Source organism: Arthrobacter sp. 10N43 (assembly GCF_056394525.1).
The window spans coordinates 151,353-174,322 of the sequence record NZ_JBFTIA010000003.1 but is presented as its reverse complement, the minus strand read 5'-3'; the positions used below and the strand labels follow the sequence as shown (position 1 = coordinate 174,322).

Genomic DNA, 22,970 nt, shown 5'->3' with positions numbered 1-22,970 from the left:
GACCGCACGGGACCGCCGCCGACCAGTCACATTTATTTGGAGTAAATCATGGCAAGCAGCGCAAGCAACGCCACCACCATCGCCAGCCCGCAGTTACCCGGGGTTGTCGATGAGAGCGTGGCCAAGAAAGTCGCCCTCGCGGCCCTCGTCGGGACGGCGCTGGAGTGGTACGACTTCTTCCTGTTCACCACCGCCGCGGCGCTGGTGTTCAACGCGCAGTACTTCGTGTCGCAGGACCCGTTCGTCGCGGCCATGAGCTCCTTCGCCACTCTGGCCGTGGGCTTCGTGGCCCGCCCGATCGGCGGCTTCATCTTCGGAGCCCTGGGCGACAAGGTGGGCCGGAAGAAGATCCTCATGGTCACCATCGTGGGCATCGGCCTCGTGACCGGGCTCATCGGCCTGCTGCCGAACTACATGGCGATCGGCGTCGCAGCCCCCATCCTGCTGGTCGCGCTGCGCATCCTGCAGGGCCTCGCCGTCGGCGGCGAGTGGAGCGGCGCGGTAATCATCGCCGTCGAAAACGCCCCGGTCGCCAAGCGCGCCCGCTACGCCGCCCTCCCGCAGCTCGGCTCGCCGATCGGCACCATCCTGTCCTCGGGCGGGTTCTTCGGAATGCTTTACCTGGTGGGCCAGGCCAACTTCGACGCCTGGGGCTGGCGCATCCCGTTCATCGCGGCGATCCCGCTGCTGGCCGTCTCGATGTGGATCCGCAGCAAGCTCAGCGAGTCCCCGGAATTCGAAGCCCTCATGGAGTCCGGCGAGACCGAGCACGCCCCCATCCGCGGCGTCCTGACCAAGAGCTGGCGCCAGATCCTGGTAGGCATGTGCTCCGCGTTGCTGGGCATCGGCGGTTTCTACCTCATCACCAGCTTCGTGGTGTTCTACGGCACCAAGGTGCTCAAGATGCCCTCCGAAACGCTGCTGCTCGGCTCGCTGCTGGCCGCCGTCGTGGAAATCTTCGCCCTGATCTGGGCCGGGCGCATGGGCGAGAAGTTCGGCGCCAGCAAGGTCATCCTCTGGGGCGGCATCGCCTCGGCCGTCATCGCCATACCCGTCTTCCTCGCCATCGACACCGCCAACCCCGTCCTGGTCGTCCTGGCCATGATCGTTGGCGTGTCCACCCTGTCCATCCCGTACGCGGTGTCCGGAACGGCCCTGACCGCACTCTTCGCCACCAAGGTCCGCTACACCGGCGTCGCCATCACCTCCAACAGCGCCGGCGTCATCTCCGGCTTCGTGCCGCTGATCGCCACGGCCCTCGTCGCCGCCAACGGCAACTCGTTCTGGCCCGGCGCCATCATCTTGCTGGTGGTGTCCGTGCTGACCGCACTGTCCGGCATTTTCCTCCCCGCGCTGAGCATTGAAGAAAAGGGAATGAAGCATTGAGCACCACAACAACCGCAGGGCACCTGATTGTTGCCCAGCTGGAACGGGCCGGCATCCAGCGCGTCTACGGCGTCCCCGGCGAGAGCTTCCTGGATGTGCTGGACGGCCTGCACGGCTCCTCGATCGAAACCGTGGTGACCCGCCACGAAGGCGGCGCCGGGTTCATGGCCCTCGCCGAAGGCCGGCTGACCGAACTTCCGGGCGTGGCCATGGTGACCCGCGGTCCCGGCGCCGCCAACGCGTTCATCGCCGTCCACACCGCGCACCAGGACGCCACCCCGATGATCCTGTTCGTCGGCCTCATCCCGGTGGCGGACCGCGGCCGGGAGTCGTTCCAGGAATTCGACATCAACGCCTGGTTCGGCAGCACCGCCAAGAAGGTGGTGACGCTCGACGACGCCGCCTCCGCCGCCCGCGTGGTGGATGACGCGATCTTCACGGCCCTCAGCGGCCGGCCGGGTCCAGTGGTGATCGGCCTGCCCGAAGACGTGCTGGTCCACGCCATCGAGTCCGGAACCGTCGAGCCCCGCACCGTCGCCCGGACCGAACCGGCGGCGGCGGACCTCGCCGGCCTCGAAACGAAGCTGGCCGCGGCCAGGAAGCCCCTGATCGTGGTGGGCGGCGAAGGCTGGGACCAGGCATCCTCCGACGCGCTGGCCGGCTGGGCCTCCCGGCACGGCGTCCCCGTGCTTGCGGACTTCCGCGCCTACGACGCCGTCCCGCACTCCAGCGACTCCTACGCCGGCTACCTCGGCTACGCCCGCAGCGACGCCAACGCCCGCCGCCTCGACGAGGCCGACCTGCTGCTGTTCGTCGGCTGCGTCCGCGCCGACGTCCTCTCCGACGGCTACAAGCGCGGACTGGATGCCGTCACCGTCGTCGTCCACCCCGGCGCCGACCTGCTGGGCCACTTCGGCCGGCTGGACCAGCACATTCCGGCCCACGTCGCATCCTTCGCCACGGCACTCGCCGGCACGGAATCCGCGGTGGAACCGGCGGCCGGCTGGCTGGCCGCGGCCCGCGCAGACTACGAGAAGTTCTCGTCCGCACAGCCGGACGGGGGCACCGGCGTGGACCTCGCCGTCGTAATGGAAATCCTCAAGCAGGAAATGGACCACGACGCCGTGATCACCTACGGGGCCGGGAACCACTCGCTGTGGCCGGCCCGCTACCTCAAGCACACCACCGCGAACTCGCTCGCCGCGCCCCGCAACGGCGCCATGGGCATGGGGATCCCGGCCGCTGTGGCCGCGTCCCTGGCCTACCCCGGCCGCCAGGTGATCTCCGTGGCAGGCGATGGCTGCTTCATGATGAACGGCCAGGAAATCGCCACCGCCATGGGCCACGGCGGGAAGTTCATAGCCCTGGTTGTGGACAACGGCATCTTCGCCACCATCCGCGAACACCAGGAAGGCCATTACCCGGGCCGCCCGTCGGGCACCCACATGACCAACCCGGACTTCGCCGCACTGGCCCGGTCCTACGGCGGCTACGGCGAGCGCGTGGAGAAGGCCGAGGACTTCGGCGCAGCCTTCCGCCGCGCCGTCGACTCCGGACTGCCGGCGGTCCTGCACCTCCCGCAGGACCCTGCCACCCGCTCACCCAAGACCGCCAGCAACTGACCGGAGCCCGCCATGATCACCCTGCACAACATCATCAACGGCGAGATCGTCCAAGGCCGCGCCGCGGACGGAACAGTCGCGGACGGCTCGGCCGAGGCCACCCTGCCGTTCTTCGACCCCGCCACCGGAGTCCAGCTCGGCACCGCCCCGGACAGCGACGCCGCCACCGTGGACCGGGCTTTCCAGGCCGCCCAAGCCGCCTTCAAGGACTACAAGCGGACCACCCCGGCCGAACGCCAGGCCATGATGCTCACCCTCGCCGACCTCATCGAGGCCAACGTGGACAGGCTCCTGGACGCCGAGGTGGCCTGCACGGGCAAGCCCCGCGAGGTCACCCGCGAGATCGAGATCCTCCGCGGCGCCGACCAGTTGCGCTTCTTCGCCGGCGCCTGCCGCGTGGTCTCCGGGACGGCGCAGACCGAATACGTCCGCGGCTTTTCCTCGACCGTCCGGCGCGAGCCCCTCGGCGTGGTCGCCCAGATCACCCCGTGGAACTACCCGTTCATGATGGCCATCTGGAAGATTGGTCCCGCGCTCGCCGCGGGCAACACCCTGGTCCTGAAGCCCGCGGACACCACCCCCTGGTCCACCCTGATCCTGGGCGAGTTGGCGCAGGAGGCCTACCCGGCCGGCGTCGTGAACGTCATCTGCGGCGGCCGCGGGACCGGCGCCGCCATGGTGGATCACGAGATACCGGAAATGGTGTCCATCACCGGCTCCACCCGGGCCGGGGCGCAGGTGATGTCCGCGGCGTCGAAGACCCTCAAGGACGTCCACCTGGAACTCGGCGGCAAGGCCCCGGCGATCGTCTTCGCCGACACCGACGTCGACCAGGCGGCCAGGGAGATCGCGCTCGGTGCGTTCTTCAACGCCGGGCAGGACTGCACCGCCGTGACCCGCGTGCTGGTGGAGGAACCGATCCACGCCGAGTTCGGCGCCGCGCTGGCCGCGGCCGCCGCAGCGCTCAAGGTCGGCGGCGACACCGCCGACCTGGGCCCGCTGAACAGCGCCGCCCAGCTGGACCGGGTGGAGGGCTTCATGTCCCGGCTCCCCGCGAACGCCAGGGTCCTCGCCGGAGGCAAGCGGACAGGCACCGGCTTCCATTTCGAACCCACCGTGATCGACGGGGTGTTCCAGGCCGACGAGGTGGTGTGCGAGGAAATCTTCGGACCCGTCGTCACCATCCAGCCCTTCCGGGACGAGGCGGAAGCCGTCGAACTGGCCAACGGGACCAAGTACGCGCTGGCCTCCAGCGTCTGGTCGAACAACCACGGCGTGGTCACCCGGGTGTCCAACGAACTCGACTTCGGCGCTGTCTGGATCAACTGCCACCAGGTGATCCCCGCCGAGGCCCCGCACGGCGGGTTCAAGCACTCCGGCACCGGCAAGGACCTCTCCGTCTTTGGCCTGGAGGACTACACGCGCCTCAAGTCAGTCACCACCTCCCACCGCTGAGAAATCCGCTAGGTAATCCCATGAAACTCGATCTGCTGCTGCGCAACGCGGACATCATCACCATGGACGAGCGCCGCCCGCATGCCACCTCGCTGGGAGTCTGGCAGGGCCGGATAGTGGGCCTGGACGATGACCTGGACGGGCTGGAGGCCGCCGAGGTCCTGGACCTGGCCGGCGCCACCGTGACGCCCGGGTTCATCGACGCGCACTGCCACACCACCTGGTTCGGGCTGGGCCTCGGCGAACTGGACGTCTCCGGGGCCCGTGGACTGAACCAGCTCTACGCCCTGCTGGAGGCCGGCATGGCAGCCGACGCCGCTGACGGGTCCGGGGACGGGGACGGCCAGGCGCCGGGCTGGCTGCTGGCCACAGGGTTCAGCCAGACGCAGCACGGCGGCGAGTTTCCGGACATCACCGTCCTGGACCGGATCACGGGAGACCGGCCGCTGTTCATGCGGCACAATTCCGGCCACATGGCCGTGGTCAACACCGCCGCGCTCCGGCTGGCCGGCGCCGAACCGGCGTCGTTCCCGGACCCCGACGGCGGCGTGATTGTCCGCGACGCCGGCGGCCGACCCACCGGGCTGGTCCAGGAGACCGCGCAGCAGCTGATCCAGCAGCTGATCCTGCCGTACTCCACCGAGGCGATCGAAGAAGCCCTGGACCGGGCCACCCGCCACTACGCCGCGGAGGGCATCACGAGTTTCACCGAGGCCGGGATCGGCGGGGGCTGGATCGGGCACAGCCCGGTGGAGCTGGCCGCCTACCAGCGCGCGGTGTCCGCGGGCAGGCTCCACGCCCGGGCACAACTGATGCCGGTCCTTGATGTGCTGCACCCGCTCGGCGGACCGCACACCCTGGTTAAGGCGCCGGCCGGCCTGGACCTGGGCATCGCCAGCGGATTTGGCAACGACTTCCTGTCCCTGGGCCCGGCGAAGGTGTTCCTGGACGGGTCGCTGCTGGGCGAAACGGCGGCGGTCAGCCAGGACTACTGCAGCCACGGCGGGACGGACAACACCGGCAACACCGGCTACTTCCAGGCGGACCCGGAGGCGCTCCGGACCAAGATCGAGGCTGCCTACGCCGCCGGCTGGTCGATCGCGGCGCACGCCATCGGCGACCGTGCCGTTGACCTCGCCATCGACATCATCGCCGGCTGCGCCGCTAAGTACGGCCCGCGGGCGGTGCCCAACAGGATCGAACACGCCTCGATGACCCGGCCGGAGCAGCTGCCACGGCTGGCCGCCGCAGGCATCGCCGTCACCCCGCAGGCCAGCTTCTTCGCCGACGGCGGGGACGGCATGACGCTCTCCCTCGGCCCGGACCGGCTCGGGTGGGCCTACCGTGCGGCGTCGTTCCTTGCCGGGGGAGTGACCCTCGCCGGCAGCTCCGACCGTCCCGTGGCGGACGGAAACGTGCTCCGCGGAATGCAGGCCTTCGTGGACCGGCGCACCGCGTCGGGGGCCGTGTTCGGGAACCCGGACGAGCGCCTGAACCCGCTCCAGGCCCTGGCGGCGTACACCACCGGAGCCGCGGCAGCCACCGGCACCTCCGACGTCAAAGGCTCGCTGACCGCAGGCAAGCTGGCCGACTTCACGGTCCTGTCCGGGTCCCCGCTCACCGCGGACAGCATCGCCGGGCTTAAGGTGCTGGCCACCGCCGTCGGGGGGAGCTTCACGTTCCGGAGTCCCGGCCCCACATCCCCGGTTGCGGCCGATCCGGCCGCAACCGGTCCACTCTTCAGCACAGCTACCAACCGTTCATAGGGGAACACCGTGACCACACAGACCACTTTCAGCACCCGCGACGCAGCCTTCGTGCGGGACTTCCACACCATGAGCGAATTCGGCGCGACCGAGAACGGCGGCGTCGAACGGCAGGCCGCCAGCGTGCCGGACGGCCAGCAGCGGCAGTGGCTCACGGGCCTGCTGGAGGCCAGGGGCTTCACCGTCCGGTTCGACCGGGCCGGCAACCAGTGGGGCCTCTACGAGGCCGTGCCGGGTGCCCCGTTCGTGGTGGTTGGCTCCCACATGGATTCGCAGCCGACGGCGGGACGCTACGACGGCGCATACGGCGTCCTCGCTGCCGCCCACGCGGCGTTCCGGCTCGTGCAGCAGTGGACCGCGGCCGGACCCGCCGGGCAGCCCCGGTTCAACATCGCGGTGGTCAACTGGTTCAACGAGGAAGGCTCCCGCTTCAAGCCGTCCATGATGGGCTCCTCCGTATACACCGGCAAACTAGATCTCGAGACCGCGCTGGCCACCACGGACGCGGCCGGCGTCTCGGTCCGCGAGGCCCTGGACGCAATCGGCTGCCGCGGCAGTTACGAGGGCCCCGAGGCCGCGTATTGCGCCGAAATCCACATCGAACAGGGCCGCAGCATGGAGCGCGAAGGCATCACCATCGGCCTGGTGAACTCCAACTGGGCGGCCAACAAATACGAGTTCGTGGTCCACGGCGAGCAGGCCCACACCGGGTCCACCGTGATTGCGGACCGGAAAGACGCGCTGCTGGGCGCGTCCATGATGGTGGTCGCCGCCCGGGAACTCGCCGACACCTTCCCCGGCGTGCTGCACACCTCCGTGGGGCAGCTGAACGTCTACCCGAACTCGCCGGTGGTGGTGCCGTCCCGGGTGAGCCTGCTGCTGGATCTGCGCAGCGCCGATGAAACTGTCCTGGCCGCGGCGGACACCCTGCTCCACGAGCGGATTTCAAAGATCGAGCGGCTGGCGAACGTCACGGTGGAACGCAACCACTCCCACTCCTGGCCCGTGACCCCGTACCAGCCCGAGGGCGTCGAGCTCGCGGCGAAGGTGGCGGCGGACCTGGGCCTGGCGAACAAGCCGGTCATGACCCTGGCCGGGCACGATTCGACCAACATGAAGGACCTGGTCCCGACGGTGATGCTGTTCGTGCCCAGCGTGGACGGAATCTCCCACAACGAGCACGAATACACCACGGACGAGGACATCGTCGCAGGCCTGACAATGCTCACCGAAGTAGTGAACCGGCTCTGCAACGGGGCGCTGGAGGACTGATAGCGGGCCCGGCGGGCGTCTCAGATTTGTCGGGGTGTTCTCTATCTATCCGCAGTTATCGATTCAAGGACGGCCTGGAACGCTGGACTTACCCGTATCGCCAGGCCACCATCGTCGGACACTTGGGTGAGTTGCTCGTAGCTTGTCCCGTCCCACCAAAAGACGTGCGGACTCAGCGGGGTAGGAGAATCGCTGTATCCCATCGCTGCGAAGCGGGCCATTCCGTTGACCGCCCCAACGACGGTGGCGTCTTCGATGATGTGCCAAACGACTTGGTGTCGATTTGGGACGCTCATGAGCCATCCGAACTCTTCTCGGACGCGTTTTCCGGTGAGTTCTGAGGCCAAGTCGGGAAGAAGGAGAGCTCGGCTCGCCGTATAGACAGAGTCGCCTAGCAGGGCAGTAAACGAGCCACCCCCCTGTGCGGGGAGGGTTTCGAGTTGTTCGACTTCCAACCGACGAAGGTTCGCCATTCCTCGAGTTCTGAGGGCTTCGAACCCGCCGAACTTGTTCGCGTTGTTATGACTGAAAACTGTAACGGTGTCCGGGAGATCCAGTGCGAGCATCTCGACGATGCCCGGCGCGAACTCCCGGTGCGGGTAACCGTCGATCCCTGGCATGCTCGCTTCTTCGTAAAGACGAGCGAAGGTCTGCCTCGGTACATCAGTGGGGGTAAGGCTGTCGAAGGGATCAGGTGCATCGAAGCTCGTCAGCACGCGTTGAAGGTGTTCTCGTATCGCGCCGCGCCATGCATGCGGGGGCTGGTCGTGACAGGCGGCGGCAACGTTCCACAATCCGAATTCACGTTCGGAGTCATCGACAGCATGACCGGGGTGCATAACGACTTCGAGCCCCATCTCGGCAAAGACTTCGCGCGCGATAGTTCGGAAATTGTTCGCGCTTGACGCCGTGAAGAACGTGAGGTGAGAATCAGGCGTTTCCGGTAAGGGAGACTTCTTCCTGAAGATGCCCACAATAACTCGCTTTCGTTGTGGCCGTCGATCGGCTCAAATCGATAATGCTGGTCCACCGACGGGTCGAGCTGAATGAACGGAAAAATTCCGGGGTCTCTAGAGCGAGAATGTCTTGCGTCCCGCCTGCCCGCTATCTAGCTTGATCGCGACGTCGAGGGCCGGATGTTTCTCTGCGCCCAACCAAGAACCACAGAACCGAGCCAAGTGCCGGTACCGCAAGAACGATGAGGGCCCAAACGACAGTACCGCCGGTGGCGTGAGTCCTATTGCGCGCAATGCTCACGAGCGCTGCAATGAACACGATTGCGTTCAGGATCATCAGGAGTCCCATGATGCCCCAGGACGGCACCAGCGGACTTACTTCCGAATTAGTGAGCGCCAGTATCATTTTTCCCCCAAGATAGTGCGGCTGACGATGCTCAACCATATCGCCAACTCTTGGCACTATCTGGAAATACCAACAGCGCAACTGCCACGGCAGGCAATTGCATAAGTTCCCGCGGAATTCCGTTAGGCAACGGGCTTCCGATGAGCTGGCACCGAGCCGTCAGGAAGACCAGGCTGCCTGTCGTCGTTTCCAGTCCCGGACAGTCCATGCGATGAGGGCAGCGAAAACGATAACTGCCAGAGCCGCGGAAACCCCCACCATGACGTCAATAGGCAGCAGATAGACCAGGACGGCCCGTGTGCTGGCTTCAGCAATCAGTGCCGCACCCCAAACGGCGGAAATCTTCAGGTGCCAGCGGTGCACTGCCGGGTTGCGATGGAATGCGCGGTCCATTTCCCCGGCACGCTCCGGACTCCAGGTCTTGGCCGCGTCCAAAGTCAAGGGATGTCCCAGAGCGGCCAAAACCAGGAACGAAATACCCACGCCACCGGTGATAGCCGAGTCCTTGAGCAGCAGAAACCGCGGGTCACCGGTGAGGAAAGACAGGCCCAGACCGAGCCCGAAGACGATGAACATCAGCATCGCAAACGGGTTCAGGGATTTTCCCCTGAACGCCGTCCACAACAGCCGGCAGGCAGCGGCTCCCGTCGCTGCCAGCAGCGCGGCCCAGTCGGTGGCACCGGCCAGGTGCAGGACGTAGTAGGCGGCCAGCGGTATCCCGACGTCCCAAGCCAGGCCGCGGACCAGCGCACGCGTCACCAAACCAGGACGTTCCTGTCCCGAAGCGTGCTCAGCGTTCATCGGGCTGCTCCATCCCTTTGCGGACGCGGGTTCTTTCAACACCGCACCGGCCAGCTCTAGCCACCGCATCCGATACCGCGCACCCGTTTCCGGGGAACATGCCCTCCGTTGGCCGAATTCGGGGAATCGTCAAACCGGGGAGCGCCGAAAATCGGTGAGCACCGGAGCCGCCATCTTCAGCTCCACACCACTTTTGACCAAGAGCTTCACCGGCCAGCAACGCCATGCTAGGTCCGAGCAGAAAGCCTCGTCAACGGGCACCGCAACCGCGTTGCATCGTCCCCGGAAGCTCCTATTGGTGTCGATTTGAGTGACCTCGGGCTCGCTAGGCATCGCGCTTAAATTACCTGCAAGGTCGAATTTTCCTGCCGGGCAATCGTGGACACGCAACTCAGAAGGTTCACTCGCGAACAGCGCCGGGCCATTGCTGCTCAAGCGGAAGAAGTCAGATCGAGGCTGTCATCTGGCGGGGAGCCATAGAGAGTCGACTATTCCCCGCCGGGGCCGCGCCGGAGCAACAGCCTCAGGCGCCTGCCGGCTTATGTGAGATCCAGAGCATCGCGCCGTTGGGGTTCTCCGGCAGATCGGCCGCGTCCGGGTTGGCCACGTGCAGGGTCCGCCCGAACGCCTCTTCCGTCAGGCTGACCTGGTGGCCCGCGTCCGCCAGGCGGTCCCGAAGGGCGGTGAGGTCGCCGGTGTATTCAAAGCCCAGGCCGGACCGGGCGGCGCCGCTGGCCGGACGCACCATCAGCACGCCGCCGTTCTTCGCCGTGAAGTCCGCCGTTTCGTCATCGTCCGGGGCCGGGCGCAGCCGGGCGCCCATATTCCGCAGGGTTTGGGCGGCGGCGGCAGCGTCCGGCGTGAACCAGACTTCGACGACGGCGAGGGCGGGATCGGCGTCCGCGCACTGCGCGCCGTGGGCGGCCTTGTCCGCGAAGAAACCGAATCCGTCCTCACCGGTGATCCGGCAGGTATCGCCGTGCTCGGCAGTGACCAGCTCGGCCGGGGTGGCCCCGTCCTCCTCTCCGGCGAGGTTGGTGCGGCCCGCGAACTCCGCAAGGTCTCCTACCTCGACGCCGAAGTCCGTCCTGCCGTCCAGCGTCGTTGAGTCCTGCGCGTTTCCTGGTCCTCCGGTGCCCGCGGCTACGGCTCCCGCAACCACGCGGTGCAGCGCAAGCCGGCCCGAGCCGGCGTCGAACTCCTGCCAGTCGCCGTCGTCGACCGTCCGCACCATGCCGAGGGCGGACAGCAGGCGTCCCCACTGGTCCATGCGGGAGGTGTAGTGGATCGGGCGGGCGCGCAGCATGGGATCTCCTTGCTAGGACGGTTGTGGCTCCACAAGACATGGTGCCACCAAAGCACTCATCCGGTCAGCCCCGCGGAGCACAATGGTGCCATGGCTGTTGAACTCGAGGAATTGCTGTTGAAGGATGCCGCCCAGTGGCGGGCCTGGCTGGAGCAGCACCACGCGCAGAGTCCCGGCGTGTGGCTCGTGCTGCACAAGAAGGGCGGCTCGGTGACCGAGCTGGACTACGAGGCCGCGCTGCAGGAGGCGTTGTGTTTCGGCTGGATCGACGGCCAGGGCAGGCGGCGGGACGAGGAAAGCTCCTTCCAGCGGATGACCCGGCGGGGACCCAAGAGCGTGTGGTCCGCGCGGAACGTGGAGCGGATTGAACGCCTGGAATCGGCGGGGCGGATGGAGCCAGCCGGACAGGCCGCCGTCGCCGCGGCCAAGGCGGACGGGCGCTGGGAGGCCGCCTATTCGGGCCCCGCGACGGCGGAAGTCCCGGATGACCTCGCCGCGGCCATCGCGGCGGAGCCCCGGGCGCAGGCAATGTTCGAGGTCCTGACGTCCGTGAACCGGTTTGCCCTGATCTACCGCACCAACTCGGTCAAACAGGCCTCCACCCGGGAGAAGAAGATCGCCGGGTTCGTGGAGATGCTCGCCCGGTTCGAAACGCCATATCCGCAGACCAGGCGGCCCCCGGAACCCTAGCGGACAGCACCCTGGCGGCCGGCACCGTAGCGGTCGTCCCCGCCGCCGCCCATCCGCGCGCATTCCAGAGAATTCCAGAGAATTCCCAGCGGCCGTCCGGGTTGCAGGTAGTTGGGACTGGCAGGATTGGGCGATGCTCTTTGCCCAGCGTGCTCCGCATCCCCCTGACCGCCTGCCGCTGCCGTCCCAGCGCCGGCTCTTCTTCGTGGCCGCGGGCCTGCTGATCGCGGGGGAGACGATCTTCTGGATCGTGCTCGCCGCAGTGCAGTCCAAGAGCGGCGTGGCGGCCCTGGACGTCCCGGTGCACGACGGGCTTGTGGCGTCCCGGAACCCAGTCGCCACCGCCCTCCTGACGGCCGTGACCATGGTGACATCGCCGCTGTGGATGACCGTGATCGGCTGTGCGCTGGCTCTGGCCTGGGCGGCCTGGAAACGCGAGGTCTGGCGTCCCGGCCTGCTCATCGGCGCCATGGCCGCAACGTTCGCGGTGTCCACGCTGATCAAGGACGACGTCGGCCGCGGCCGACCCGCCGCCAGCGACTTCCTGCTGGGGCCGGACGACGCCCTGTCCTTCCCGTCCGGCCACACCTTCGGCGCCGGCGTCTTCCTGGGCGTCCTGTGCTACCTGCTGATGGCGGCCCGCGGGACGCGGACGAGCAAACAGTCGACGACGGTACTCGGCTTCGCGGCGGCCGCCGCGGCGACGCTTGTGGTCGCCTTCTCCCGCCTCTACCTGGGCTATCACTGGCTGACGGACGTGCTCGCCTCGATGGGCCTGGCGCTCGCCGTGACCGGGGTCGTCATCCTGGCCGACGGGCTCCGGGCCGCCATGGCCCCGCGGTGGGCAGAGCCAATCCCATCAGGGTCCGACCTGTCAGGGTCCCATCCGCCCGAGCCGTATCCGTTAGAGCCGTATCCGTTAGAGCCGTATCCGTTAGAGCCCTACCCGTCAGAGCCCGACGCCCATCGCCTGGGCGATCACCACCGCGGAGGCTGAGGACCACGCCTGCGGGTGGCACGACGCCGGATAGGGCACCGCAACGCCAGAGTCCTCGGCCCGCACCCCGGCGAAGACCTCCGGCAGCCGGTGCCCGAAGGAGGCAGCCGCCGCGAGCAGGCCATCGGACAGGGTCCGTGCCTCGGCGATGAAACCCTCGGCCAGCAGGCCCCTGATCGCGATGGCCGTGTCGTGGCTCCAGACCGAGCCGCAGTGGTAGCTGAAGGGCCAAAACCCTGCGGCCCGCCGCGAAATCGTGTGCACGCCGTAGCCGGAGAACAGCTCGGGACTCACCAGCCGGTCCGCCACGATCCGGGCTTCAGCGGCATCCAGGATGCCCGTGCCCAGTAAATGGCCCATGTTCGAGCCAGGGATGTCCAGGGGAGCCCCGTGGCCGTCCAGGGCCATGGCCGGGAACGGCCCGCCGTCGTCCGCAACCCAGAAGCGCTCACGGAACCTGAGCCGGAGAGCCGCGGCGAAGTCGCGCAGCGCCTGGCCGCCCGGTTCGCCGACGGCGTCGAACAGCTCGGCCGTTTCCATCGCTGCCTGGTATGCGTAACCCTGCACCTCGGACAGGGCGATCGGCCCCTCGGCCTGCCGGCCGTCGCGGAACTGCATGGCGTCCCGGGAGTCCTTCCAGCCCTGGTTGCTCAGGCCGTGCCCCGACGCGTCTCGGTAGCTGAGGAACCCGCCGTTGCCCGCGGCCCCGCCCGGTGCCGCGCCCGGTGCCGCGCCCGGTGCCGCGGCGCCGGCGGCGAGCAGCCACTGGGCGGCACGGGCGGCATTGGGCAGCAGGGACCGGACGGCGGCCTCGTCCCGGCCGGAGCGCCAGAGTTCACCCAGCAGGCACAGCCACAGCGGGGTGGAATCCACGGCCCCGAAGTACACCGGCGGCAGGCGCAGGCCCTGGCTCTCCAGCACGAGCTCCTTGGACCGAAGCTCGTGCAGGATCTTCCCAGGCTCCTCGGCGGCCGCCAAATCCGTCTTGATGCCCTGGAAAGCCGCCAGTGCCCGCAGTGTTCCCGCCGCCAGCCCCGTGTCCGGCCCAGTGTCCAACCCAGTGTTCAACGGCAGCAGCAGCCGCGCCGCCCACAGCGAATCCCGCCCGAACAGCGTGAAGTACCAGGGTGCCCCGGCGGCAATGAACGGCGCGTCCGGCAGCTGCCGGGTAGCAAGCCGGAGCCCCGCCACTTCATCGAGGGAGTTATCCAGGAGCAGGCCCAGGGCACCGGCCGGCCCGGTTCGCGGCAGCCTGGCCGCGGGCGGGCTGGCCGCCACCACGGCATCATCATCGTCGCTGACGACGGCCTGCCACTCGGCCTCGAAGGGCCGGCCCCGGCCCACGGTCCCGCGCCAGGCGAGGCGGCCTTCCGAGGTGACGGCGCCGGGGGCCGCCACGGCCAGGGCCTTGCCACCCTCCCTCCAGCGCAGCGCTGAGTCGTCGGCGGCGATTGGCGCGGATGCGTCACGGAAACGGCTGAGGCGGATCTGGGCCATGTCGGTGAAATCGGCGGCGAGCTCGATGTCGATGTCGACGTCGAGGGAATCCAGTGAGGTCCGCAGCTGCAGGGCGTGCCGCACCAGGCCCGGAGTCACGGTCCAGGTCTGCAGGAGTTCGACGGCGGGATCCTCCGTGGGGCCAGGGATGCCCCGGACCAGGCCGCGGACGCGCAGGATGCCGCCGGGCTCGGCCTCGACCGTTGCCGGTTCCGGTTCCAGGCCGTTGACACGCACCAGTGCCCGGGAGAGCATACGGGTGTCGCCGTGGAGGAGCCCCGTAAACCCGGACGGATCAGCCGGGTCACCGGCGCCGGGCGGCTTGAACTCGCCGGCCAGGCGGCCGTCCGGATCGAGCCACAGCTGCGTGGGGGCGGCAACAGAGCAGTATTGGCGGTGCAGGCCGGGCTGAACAGTCATGCGCCCCACCCTATCGCCACGGCATATTTAGGGGGACGGCGGCCCATCCATGGGGAAGGCCACGGCCTCGCCCACCACGCGGAGCCGGAGCTCGGTGCCGGGGCGGGCGATCGAGGCGTTCCAGTGCCGGATGGTAATGATTTCCCCGCCGCCGGGGTAGCGGTGGTCCGGAACGGTGCCGGCGGCCAGGACGGGCGGGACCGGGAGCTGGAGCCGAACCGTGGTCTCGGGGCCGAAGTAGTCGGTGTCCACCACGGTGCCGCGGATGGGGCCGTCCTCGGAGATGCGGATCTGCTCGGGCCGGAGCATCAGCTGGACCCGGCCCTGGGCCGGCGGGCGGCGGACGGGGATCCCGCCAAGCGAGCACGTGGCCAGGGAGCCTTCCATCCAGGCATCCAGGATGACGGCGTCGCCCAGGAATTCGGCGGTGGCACGGTCCGCCGGGCGGGTGTAGACGACGAACGGGTTGCCGATCTGGGCCAGCCTGCCGCCGCGCATCACGGCCACCTGGTCGGCGAAGGACAACGCCTCGGCCTGGTCGTGCGTGACCAGGATGGTGGTCACGCCGGCGTCCTTCAGGACCTGGGCCACGGCGCGGCGCGTGGCCACGCGCAGCCCGGCGTCCAGGGCGGAGAACGGCTCGTCCAGCAGCATGAGGGCGGGCTTGCGGGCCAGCGCCCGGGCCAGGGCCACGCGCTGCTGCTGGCCGCCGGAGAGCTGGTGCGGGCGGCGCTTGGCCATGGCAGGGTCCAGGGAAACCATCTCGAGCAATTCAGCAACCCGCGCCTTGACGCCGCGGTGCCCGCCGGGCAGCTGCGAGGCGTCCAGGCCGAAGGAGATGTTCTGCCCGACTGTCAGGTGCGGGAACAAAGCACCGTCCTGGGCCACGTAGCCGACGTGGCGCTTGTGGGCGGGGACCCAGGCGTTCTCTCCCGCCACCTTGCTGCCGTTCAGCGCAATGCTGCCGGTGTCAGGGTGTTCGAAGCCGGCAATCAGGCGCAGGAGTGTGGTTTTTCCCGAGCCGGACGGTCCCACGATCGCCGTCGTTCCGCCTTTTGCGACGGAGAGGTTGACGCCCCGGAGGACGGCCTGGGACCCAAAGTTCTTGGTGACCGCGTCGATTTCCAGGTGGCTGTTGGTGCTGGGGGCCACGGATGCCGCGATCCGCGGCTCGGGGAGACGCGAATGGGCCTCACGCGACGGGTAAACATCGGTCACTGTCCGGCTACTTTCTTGGACTGCTGGAAGAGGAGATAGGTCATGGGCGCCGAGATCACAATCATCAGCAACGCATACGGGGCGGCGCCAGCGTAGTCGATTTCGCTGCTCTTGCTCCAGAACTCGGTGGCGAGGGTACGCGTCCCGTTGGGCGAGAGCAGAAGCGTCGCCGTGAGCTCGTTGACGATTCCCAGGAACACCAGGGCAGCGCCACCGGCCGCGGCGGGAGCGGTGAGGCGAAGGGTCACGCGGAGGAAGGCCAGCAGCGGCGGCTTGCCGAGCACCTGGGCGGCCTCGTCGAGTTCCTTCGGTGCCTGGGACAGCCCCGAGCGGATGTTCACGAGGGCCCGGGGAAGGAACAGCAACACGTAGGCGGCGATGAGCAGCGCCGAGGTTTGGTACATGCTGGGCACCATCCGGATGCTCACGGTCACGAAGGCCAGGCCCACCACAATCCCGGGCATGGAGCTGGTGATGTAGTTGGAGAGCTCCAAGGATTTGCTGAACCAGCTGGGGCGCCGCACGGCGAGGTAGGCCATGGGGAACGCGACCACGGTGGTGACCACGGCAGCGGCGAGACCATAGGCCAGGGTCTGCAGCAGGGCCGGCATGAATTCCTCGGCAGCCCAGATGTCCGGGCCGCCGGTGACGATCCAGCGCAGCACGAACGTCAGCGGCAGGCCGAACGCCAGCCCGACGAGAACGATCAGGGACAGCTGGGCGGGGAGCTGGTAGGCGTGCAGCGGCAGGCGCAAGGCGCGCGCCTGGGCGCCGGAGCCGATCCGCGCGTACCGGGCACTGCCGCGGCTGCGGACCTCCACGAGCAGCAGGATCAGGCACAGGAACACCAGGACGCTGGCCAGCATGTTCCCTGCCGTGCCGTTGAACGTCGACTGGTACTGGACCATGATCGCGGTGGTGAAGGTGTCGAAACGGATCATCGCGAACGCCCCGTATTCGGCCAGCAGGTGCAGCGCGACCAGCAGCCCGCCGCCGGTCATGGCGATACGCAGCTGCGGGAGCACCACACGGAAGAAGGCGCGCCAGGCGCCGAGCCCGAGGGACGCGGCGGACTGCTCGATCGCCGGGTCCAGGCGGCTGAGCGTCGCGGCGGCCGGGATGTACACGAGCGGGAAATAGGACAGGGTGGCGATCAGGACACCGGACCACAACCCGCCGAGCGAAGGCACCGCGGACACCCAGGCGTAGCTGTTGACGAAGGCGGGGATGGCCAGCGGGGCGGCGAGCAGCACGGCCCACCACTTGCGGCCCACGAGGTTGGTGCGCTCGACGAGCCACGCGCCGCCGACGCCCAGGACCAGGCACAGCGGCACCGTCACCACGGTCAGCAGCACTGTGTTCAGCAGGAGCTCGCCCACGCGCGGGCGGAGGATCAGGGCCGCGGCCGTGTCCCACCCGGTGGAGGCCGTCATGACAATCACGTAAGCCAGCGGCACCAGGGAGAACAGGGCGATCAGGACCGCAATGATGGATACAACAGAAACGCCGAAAGGCGGGCGGGGGCGCTTGCCCCTGCCCGCCGTCGTCGTGTCCCCCGAATTTCCGGGGACCGCCAGCTTGCTACTCACTTCAGTTACAGCAGTCCTGCCTGGGTCATCAGCTCGGTGACCTTGGAGGAGTTAAGCTTGGCCGGATCCACGGTGGGGGCCTGCAGATCCTTGAGCGGAACCAGCTTGTCGTTGGACGGGACGTCCGAAGCTACGGCGTACTCGAAGGACGTGCCCTTCTGGAGTACTTCCTGGCCCTTCTTGCCGGTGATGAACTTCAGGAAGGCCTGGGCCGCAGCGGCGTTCTTCGAGGACTTCAGCACGCCGCCGCCGGAGATGGAGACGAATGCACCGGGGTCCTGGTTCTTGAAGTAGAACGGCGTGACCTTGTTGGAGTTCTCGCCGGTCTTGGCCTGGTCGCCGTAGTAGTAGTAGTGGTAGATCAGGGCGGAGTCGACTTCGCCGGCGTTGACGGCCTTCATGGCCGTGCTGTTGCCCTTGTATGCCTTGGAGTTTTCCTTCATGCCCTTGAGCCAGGCCTGCGTGGCGGCTTCGCCCTTGAGCTCGAGCAGGGCCGAGACGATCGCCTGGAAGTCGGCGCCCGACGGCGAGGCTGCCCACTTGCCCTTCCACTCGGGGTTGGCCAGGTCCAGCATGGACTTGGGCAGCTTGTCCTCGCTGATCTTGGTCTTGTCATAGACCAGGACGGTGGAGCGGGCCGCGATGCCGGTCCACTTGTTGGTGGAGGGGCGGAACTCGGCGGGGACCTGGTCCACGGTGGCCTTGTCCACGTCCGCGAACAGGCCGGCGTTTTCCACCTGGGCCATGGCGGGGGAGTTCTCGGTGAGGAAGACATCCGCCGGGGAGGCCTGGCCTTCCTGGACGATCTGGTTCGACATCTCGGTGTCGTCGCCCTGGCGCAGGGTGACCTTGATACCGGTTTCGGCCGTGAAGGCGTCCACCCACTCCTTGGTCAGGGACTCGTGCTGGGCGTTATAGACCGTGATCTCGCCGGCGGCCGAGCCGCCGGCCGCTGCACTGCTGCCAGCCGGGGCAGCCGAACCGGTGCCGCAGGCGGCCAGGCCCAGAGCGGCGGTGGCTGCCAGGGCGATGCCCGCCAGTGCGTTGTTGCGGATCTTCATGGGGCTACTTTCTGCAAGGAATTCGTCGTTGGCGCCCTGACCCCCGTGAGCGGGGGAGTTAGGGCATGCTCACTACGAAAGACTGTAGGTTAGCCAAACCTAAGCGACCAACCTGAAGCCCCTATAAGTGATGAGGATCACATGAATTACGAAACTGTTGCGTGACGTAATTGGTTTCCCTCACCGGGTGGGCGCCGGGGCGATCGATGCGGCAGCCTCCAGGACCATCCAGGCCTGGAGTTGGGTGGACAGCTCGACGGCGGCGCCCTCCGGATAGCTGCGTCGTGCGGGCAGGTCGGTGCTGTCGGAGAACACCAGGTGGCTGCCCGGGCGCGCGAGCCGGTCGTGCGGCGGGAGGATCCGGCGGCCCTCCCAGAGGGCTTCGGCTGTATCGTTCACCAGCGCCGCCGCTGTGGCCCGGGTTTCGGCCGGCAGTCGCACGTCGGCGGCGGCAAGGGCGAGATAGCGGACGAGGATCCCGGTGAAGAGTCCGCCGTCGCCCGTTCCCTCGCAGCGCAACACCGCGGCGCTGCGCCCCAGCAGCGGAGCCGGCTGCGTGAGGCTGTTCGCCACGGCGTCCACGAGCGCTGCCGCGCGGGCGAGGTTGGCCTCGCCGCCGAGTTCCAGCAGGGCACCGAGGACGGGCCCCTGGTTGTAGGTGTAGATGGTGTCCTCCAGCACCACGTCCCCTGTTCCGGAAATCCGCAGGCCGTCCCGGTAGAGGCCCTGTTCGGGCTCGTAGAGCCGGGCGTCCAGCCAGTCCAGCAGGGCCTGCGCCTTCGCCGGGTTGCCCGTCCGTGCGTAGTAGAGGGCCACGGGTGCGGTGGCGGGCGTGTTCTTGAAGTCGCGCTTGGTGCTCCAGAAGGTTCCGCCGCCCAGGTCGTCCGTGGAGGCGGAGTCGAACTGCAGGGTCAGGCTCTGCAGGACCTTGGCGTTGCGTCCCCGGCCGGTGTGTTTGCGGGTGTCCTCGGCCAGCTTGTCCAGCCTGTGCGTGGCCAGGGCCAGCCAGGCCATGTCGTCGTAGTAGTTGTTGACCACCGTGAGGAAATTGCGCAGCCGGATGCCTGTGACGAGCCGGGAGGCGAGCTGGCCGGCGCTGGGCCGGTTCTCGCCGTCGAACCTGCCCCCCGGGTTCTCGGGCGAGCCCAGCTCGCGGCGTCCGGCGTCCACGAGGCAGTCCAGATAATGCGCCTGCCACCAGTAGTGCCAGGGCCGGGACAGGTTCTTCAGCCTCCCGGAGGGCCGGAGGATGGCGGCGATGTGGGTCCGCGGCAGGAAGAAGAGCCGCTGCCCGAAGAGCCTGGTCACCGAGCGGGCGGCCTCGTCCGCGCGGAAGGACCAATTGGGGGCGGCGTCTGCTCGGGTCATGGCTCAAGCGTAATCGCGGGAGCGCGCCGGGGCGGGGAGCGTCACCGCGCCCGGTGGCTGCGCCGGTACCCGCGGTGGTTCCTGCGCCTTACCGGGCTGGGTCCAAAGGTGCGGAACCGCCGCATTCCAGTTAACATTCACTAACTAACGTTCCCCGCGGGCGGCTGCTGCAAGCGCAGCCTGCGTCAAGGCTTCACGGCCGGGGTCCGGTTCCACATCAAGGAGGATGCATGGACATCAAAGGTACTGTCGCGCTGATCACGGGCGGGGCCTCGGGTCTCGGAGCGGCCACGGCCAGGCGGCTGTTCGACGCCGGCGCGTCGGTGGTGCTCGTGGACCTGCCGGGTTCTGCCGGGGACGCCCTTGCCGCCGAACTGAATGCTGTCGCCGCCCGCTCCGCCGGGGAGCCGGCTGGAGACGGCCGCACAGCCGTCTTTGCCCCCGCCGATGTCACCGACGAAGCGCAGGTCCACGCCGCCGTCGAGGCCGCCGCTGCCTTGGGCCCGCTGCGCATCGTGGTCAACTGTGCCGGGATCGCCACCCCCGGCAAGGTCCTGGGCCGGGAGGGTGTGCTCCCGCTGGAGAGCTTCAGCCGCGTCATCCAGATCAACCTCGTGGGCACCTTTAACGTCATCCGCCTCGCCGCGGCCGCGATGGCCGCCACCGAGCCGGTAGCCACGGATCTCGGCGGTCCCGAACGCGGCGTCATCATCAACACCGCCTCCGTTGCCGCGTTCGACGGCCAGATCGGCCAGCCCGCCTACGCCGCCTCCAAGGGCGCCGTGGCGGCCATGACGCTGCCGATCGCCCGCGAACTCGCGCGCTCGCTGATCCGGGTGGTCACCATCGCCCCGGGCATCTTCGAGACCCCCATGATGGCCGGGCTCCCGCAGGAGGCGCAGGACTCCCTGGGCCAACAGGTGCCGCACCCCTCGCGGCTGGGCCGCCCCGCCGAATACGCGAACCTCGCCGCGCACATTGTGGAGAACGCCATGCTTAACGGCGAGACCATCCGCCTCGACGGCGCCATCCGCATGGGGCCGAAATGACCAGGGCAGAAACGACTGCTGCGGCCGCGCCGGCTGTGGCCGAGCTGCCCACGGCGGACTTCTTCGACTACGAGTCCCTGCTCAGCCCGGTGGAGCGGGCCAAGCTGGCCCAGCTGCGGGAGTTCCTGGCCGCGGAGGTCGCCCCCTTCGCCACCGACTGGTGGAACAAGGCCGAATTCCCGGCCCATATCCTGCCCAAGCTGGCCGCCCTGGAGCTCAGCGCCCCCGCCCAGCGCGGCTACAGCAACCTGTTCGCCGGGATCGTGATCGCCGAGATGACCCGCGTGGACACCTCGCTGGCGACCTTCTTCCTGGTCCACCACGACCTCTTCGTCGAATCGCTCTACGGCTTTGGCTCCGAGGAACAGAAGGCGCGCCTGCTCGAGGACGCGGCAAACCTGCGCACCACCGGCGCCTTCGCCCTCACCGAACCGGACCACGGCTCGGACGTTGCCGGCGGCATGGAAACCCGGGCCCGGCGGATCCCCGGCGGCGCGGCCGACGGCGGCGACGCCTGGCTGCTCAACGGCGCCAAGCGCTGGATCGGCAACGGCACGTTCTGTGACTACATGCTGGTCTGGGCCCGGGACGAGGCCGACGGCGGCATCCGAGGCTTCATCGTCGACGCCACCTTGCCGGGGGTGAGCCGGAGCCGGATCGAGAACAAGATCGCGCTGCGCACGGTGCAGAACGCGGACATCGTCTTCACCGACGTCCGGGTGGCCGAGGCGGACCGCTTCGCCGGCATCAGCAGCTTCGAGGACACCAACGAGCTCCTGCGCGGTTCCCGGATCATGGTGGCCTGGCAGGGCGTGGGGCAGCAGCTCGCAGCGTTCGACGTCGCGCGCCAGTACGCCGTCGAACGCCAGCAGTTCGGCCGTCCGCTGGCGAAGTTCCAGCTGGTCCAGCAGCAGCTGGTGACCATGCTCGGCAACGCCGTGGCCAGCATGGGCATGATGGTCCGGATCGCGCAGCTGCAGGACCAGGGGGTGGCGGACATGCCGCAGGTGGCCCTCGCAAAGTCCTATGTCAGCGCCCGGATGCGCGAAACCGTGGCGATGGGCCGGTCCCTGCTGGGCGGCAACGGGATTGTCACCGACTACCGGATGGCCAAGATCTTCTCCGACGCCGAGGCGATCTACACCTATGAGGGCTCGTTCGAGATCAACACCCTGATCACGGGGCGTGCCGTCACCGGAGTGTCCGCGATCGTCTAGGAATCCCTAGAGGACGCAGTCTAGAAAAGGCCGGGTTCCTTCTCGCCGGCCGTGATCCGGTAGTCCAGGCTGTTGTTCTTCACCGGCATGGGGCAGGTGCCGTACGGGGTGAAGGCGCTGGGGTAGTTGATGGCCCGGTTGAAATCGAGGATCACCGTCCCGTCAGGCCGGGGTTTCGCTGTGGAGACCTTCCGCCACTCGTCCGTGCTCTCGCCGTTGGTCTCGTCGTGGAATGTGACCGTCAGGGCGCCGAGCTTCTCCTCCTCGGCCTGCAGGTGGAATTCGTGGTCCGTGCCCGGCAGCCGGAAAACCAGTTCGCCGACCGAGCGGTGGATCCCGTCCACCAGCGGGTTGGCGGTGCCGATCGGCACGTCCACGGGCTCGGGATAGGGCGCGAACCGGGCCTCGATCACCAGGTCCGGGCGGAAGTCGAAGGTGGGCACGCCGTCGAACTCGGTGAACGCCGGTGACTGGGAGTCCCGCGTGCGGATGGCGTACTTGTCCGCGCGCATGGCGAGTTCCACCACCACCTGGCGGCCGTCGCCGCCGCCGTACTGGACCCACATGAGTGATTCCTCGTCGGCGAGCACGGCGCTGATGGTCCCGTCCACGGGTTCGCCGGTTTCCACGAGGGTCAGGCCGTCGGACGCGGCCGCGGTGAGGAACGCCGCGGTGCCGTCGGTGGACCAGAGTCCCGGGGCGAGCTCGACGGCGGCGGGCCGGTCCTCGAGCCACTGGAAGGAAGTCAGCGTCAGCCAGCCGTGGTCGCTGGCGAGTGCCGCGTTCCGGCTGTTCCGGAAGCGCTGCCAGCGGGCAAGCTGTGGGTCGGCGGCGGGCTCAGTGGTGTTCATAGATTCCTCCAGGGAGTCTCAGCCCAACTGACTCGCAGCAGGG

The 22,970-nt window shown here is 68.3% G+C and carries 19 protein-coding genes; 9 read left to right on the top strand and 10 right to left on the bottom strand.

Translation table 11 applies throughout. The features are described from left to right. Nucleotides 1-48 precede the first annotated feature (48 nt). Genes AC1DDO_RS05615 through AC1DDO_RS05595 form a run of 5 tightly spaced genes read left to right on the top strand, consistent with a single transcriptional unit; the run spans nucleotide 49 to nucleotide 7,501 of the window. Nucleotides 49-1,386 carry an MFS transporter gene (locus tag AC1DDO_RS05615; RefSeq protein ID WP_476869452.1) on the top strand — a complete coding sequence of 446 codons (1,338 nt, stop codon included), beginning with the start codon at nucleotides 49-51 and terminating at the stop codon, nucleotides 1,384-1,386. Continuing rightward, nucleotides 1,383-3,008: a thiamine pyrophosphate-dependent enzyme gene (locus AC1DDO_RS05610; RefSeq protein WP_476869453.1), complete on the top strand. Its 1,626-nt coding sequence runs from the start codon at nucleotides 1,383-1,385 to the stop codon at nucleotides 3,006-3,008. The genes AC1DDO_RS05615 and AC1DDO_RS05610 overlap by 4 nt, the downstream gene beginning before the upstream one ends. 12 nt (nucleotides 3,009-3,020) lie before the next feature. Then, on the top strand, nucleotides 3,021-4,463 hold the full coding sequence (locus AC1DDO_RS05605; protein ID WP_476869454.1) for a gamma-aminobutyraldehyde dehydrogenase: 1,443 nt from the start codon (nucleotides 3,021-3,023) through the stop codon (nucleotides 4,461-4,463). Nucleotides 4,464-4,483: 20 nt separating this feature from the next. Continuing rightward, a complete protein-coding gene (locus AC1DDO_RS05600; protein WP_476869455.1) occupies nucleotides 4,484-6,229 on the top strand; it encodes an amidohydrolase in 1,746 nt (581 codons plus the stop codon). A 9-nt stretch (nucleotides 6,230-6,238) separates the two neighbouring features. Next, nucleotides 6,239-7,501 (top strand): M20 family metallo-hydrolase, encoded by a 1,263-nt coding sequence (locus tag AC1DDO_RS05595; RefSeq protein WP_476869456.1) that lies wholly within the window; start codon nucleotides 6,239-6,241, stop codon nucleotides 7,499-7,501. A 41-nt stretch (nucleotides 7,502-7,542) separates the two neighbouring features. Here the strand turns inward: AC1DDO_RS05595 and AC1DDO_RS05590 are convergent, their stop codons facing one another. The 4 genes from AC1DDO_RS05590 to AC1DDO_RS05575 all read right to left on the bottom strand — a co-directional run bounded on the left by AC1DDO_RS05590 (nucleotide 7,543) and on the right by AC1DDO_RS05575 (nucleotide 10,970). Continuing rightward, a complete protein-coding gene (locus AC1DDO_RS05590; protein WP_476869457.1) occupies nucleotides 7,543-8,475 on the bottom strand; it encodes a DUF1444 domain-containing protein in 933 nt (310 codons plus the stop codon). Between the two features lie 130 nt (nucleotides 8,476-8,605). Further along, nucleotides 8,606-8,794 (bottom strand): PLD nuclease N-terminal domain-containing protein, encoded by a 189-nt coding sequence (locus AC1DDO_RS05585; RefSeq protein ID WP_476971729.1) that lies wholly within the window; start codon nucleotides 8,792-8,794, stop codon nucleotides 8,606-8,608. Nucleotides 8,795-9,022: 228 nt separating this feature from the next. Next, nucleotides 9,023-9,664 (bottom strand): VC0807 family protein, encoded by a 642-nt coding sequence (locus AC1DDO_RS05580; protein ID WP_476869459.1) that lies wholly within the window; start codon nucleotides 9,662-9,664, stop codon nucleotides 9,023-9,025. 523 nt (nucleotides 9,665-10,187) lie between these two features. Continuing rightward, the gene (locus tag AC1DDO_RS05575) at nucleotides 10,188-10,970 is read right to left on the bottom strand and encodes a VOC family protein (protein ID WP_476869460.1); all 783 of its coding nucleotides are present in this window, start codon (nucleotides 10,968-10,970) and stop codon (nucleotides 10,188-10,190) included. Nucleotides 10,971-11,060: 90 nt separating this feature from the next. Here AC1DDO_RS05575 and AC1DDO_RS05570 point away from each other — a divergent pair, with 90 nt between their 5' ends. Next, nucleotides 11,061-11,660: a YdeI/OmpD-associated family protein gene (locus AC1DDO_RS05570; protein ID WP_476869461.1), complete on the top strand. Its 600-nt coding sequence runs from the start codon at nucleotides 11,061-11,063 to the stop codon at nucleotides 11,658-11,660. A 133-nt stretch (nucleotides 11,661-11,793) separates the two neighbouring features. Beyond that, entirely contained in the window at nucleotides 11,794-12,657 is an 864-nt protein-coding gene (locus AC1DDO_RS05565) for a phosphatase PAP2 family protein (protein ID WP_476869462.1), read from the top strand. Here the strand turns inward: AC1DDO_RS05565 and AC1DDO_RS05560 are convergent. The 5 genes from AC1DDO_RS05560 to AC1DDO_RS05540 form a co-directional block, all read right to left on the bottom strand. Then, nucleotides 12,610-14,574, bottom strand: a complete 1,965-nt coding sequence (locus tag AC1DDO_RS05560) for a glycogen debranching N-terminal domain-containing protein (protein ID WP_476869463.1) — start codon at nucleotides 14,572-14,574, stop codon at nucleotides 12,610-12,612. The genes AC1DDO_RS05565 and AC1DDO_RS05560 overlap by 48 nt on opposite strands. A gap of 27 nt (nucleotides 14,575-14,601) precedes the next feature. Then, on the bottom strand, nucleotides 14,602-15,792 hold the full coding sequence (locus AC1DDO_RS05555; protein WP_441407972.1) for an ABC transporter ATP-binding protein: 1,191 nt from the start codon (nucleotides 15,790-15,792) through the stop codon (nucleotides 14,602-14,604). Continuing rightward, nucleotides 15,789-17,381, bottom strand: a complete 1,593-nt coding sequence (locus AC1DDO_RS05550) for an ABC transporter permease (protein ID WP_476869464.1) — start codon at nucleotides 17,379-17,381, stop codon at nucleotides 15,789-15,791. The genes AC1DDO_RS05555 and AC1DDO_RS05550 overlap by 4 nt, the downstream gene beginning before the upstream one ends. Nucleotides 17,382-17,386: 5 nt before the next feature. Continuing rightward, nucleotides 17,387-18,442, bottom strand: coding sequence for an iron ABC transporter substrate-binding protein (locus tag AC1DDO_RS05545; RefSeq protein WP_441407970.1), 1,056 nt, complete (start codon nucleotides 18,440-18,442; stop codon nucleotides 17,387-17,389). Nucleotides 18,443-18,622: 180 nt separating this feature from the next. Next, entirely contained in the window at nucleotides 18,623-19,810 is a 1,188-nt protein-coding gene (locus tag AC1DDO_RS05540; RefSeq protein ID WP_476869465.1) for a glycoside hydrolase family 76 protein, read from the bottom strand. A 230-nt stretch (nucleotides 19,811-20,040) separates the two neighbouring features. On the opposite strand from AC1DDO_RS05540, the gene AC1DDO_RS05535 reads away from it, so the two are divergent. After that, nucleotides 20,041-20,859 (top strand): SDR family NAD(P)-dependent oxidoreductase, encoded by an 819-nt coding sequence (locus AC1DDO_RS05535; protein WP_476869466.1) that lies wholly within the window; start codon nucleotides 20,041-20,043, stop codon nucleotides 20,857-20,859. Continuing rightward, nucleotides 20,856-22,076 (top strand): acyl-CoA dehydrogenase family protein, encoded by a 1,221-nt coding sequence (locus AC1DDO_RS05530; protein ID WP_476869467.1) that lies wholly within the window; start codon nucleotides 20,856-20,858, stop codon nucleotides 22,074-22,076. The genes AC1DDO_RS05535 and AC1DDO_RS05530 overlap by 4 nt, the downstream gene beginning before the upstream one ends. Nucleotides 22,077-22,096: 20 nt before the next feature. On the opposite strand, the gene AC1DDO_RS05525 is transcribed toward AC1DDO_RS05530, so the two are convergent. Continuing rightward, entirely contained in the window at nucleotides 22,097-22,927 is an 831-nt protein-coding gene (locus AC1DDO_RS05525) for a DUF1684 domain-containing protein (protein ID WP_476869468.1), read from the bottom strand. Between the last annotated feature and the right edge of the window lie 43 nt (nucleotides 22,928-22,970).

Bases quoted from the DNA above. Each gene is read 5' to 3' on its own strand.
- AC1DDO_RS05615 (WP_476869452.1), top strand. From the start codon at position 49: ATGGCAAGCAGCGCAAGCAACGCCACCACCATCGCCAGCCCGCAGTTA.
- AC1DDO_RS05605 (WP_476869454.1), top strand. From the start codon at position 3,021: ATGATCACCCTGCACAACATCATCAACGGCGAGATCGTCCAAGGCCGC.
- AC1DDO_RS05600 (WP_476869455.1), top strand. From the start codon at position 4,484: ATGAAACTCGATCTGCTGCTGCGCAACGCGGACATCATCACCATGGAC.
- AC1DDO_RS05585 (WP_476971729.1), bottom strand. From the start codon at position 8,794: ATGATCCTGAACGCAATCGTGTTCATTGCAGCGCTCGTGAGCATTGCG.
- AC1DDO_RS05580 (WP_476869459.1), bottom strand. From the start codon at position 9,664: ATGAACGCTGAGCACGCTTCGGGACAGGAACGTCCTGGTTTGGTGACG.
- AC1DDO_RS05575 (WP_476869460.1), bottom strand. From the start codon at position 10,970: ATGCTGCGCGCCCGCCCGATCCACTACACCTCCCGCATGGACCAGTGG.
- AC1DDO_RS05570 (WP_476869461.1), top strand. From the start codon at position 11,061: ATGGCTGTTGAACTCGAGGAATTGCTGTTGAAGGATGCCGCCCAGTGG.
- AC1DDO_RS05565 (WP_476869462.1), top strand. From the start codon at position 11,794: ATGCTCTTTGCCCAGCGTGCTCCGCATCCCCCTGACCGCCTGCCGCTG.
- AC1DDO_RS05560 (WP_476869463.1), bottom strand. From the start codon at position 14,574: ATGACTGTTCAGCCCGGCCTGCACCGCCAATACTGCTCTGTTGCCGCC.
- AC1DDO_RS05545 (WP_441407970.1), bottom strand. From the start codon at position 18,442: ATGAAGATCCGCAACAACGCACTGGCGGGCATCGCCCTGGCAGCCACC.
- AC1DDO_RS05540 (WP_476869465.1), bottom strand. From the start codon at position 19,810: ATGACCCGAGCAGACGCCGCCCCCAATTGGTCCTTCCGCGCGGACGAG.
- AC1DDO_RS05535 (WP_476869466.1), top strand. From the start codon at position 20,041: ATGGACATCAAAGGTACTGTCGCGCTGATCACGGGCGGGGCCTCGGGT.
- AC1DDO_RS05530 (WP_476869467.1), top strand. From the start codon at position 20,856: ATGACCAGGGCAGAAACGACTGCTGCGGCCGCGCCGGCTGTGGCCGAG.
- AC1DDO_RS05525 (WP_476869468.1), bottom strand. From the start codon at position 22,927: ATGAACACCACTGAGCCCGCCGCCGACCCACAGCTTGCCCGCTGGCAG.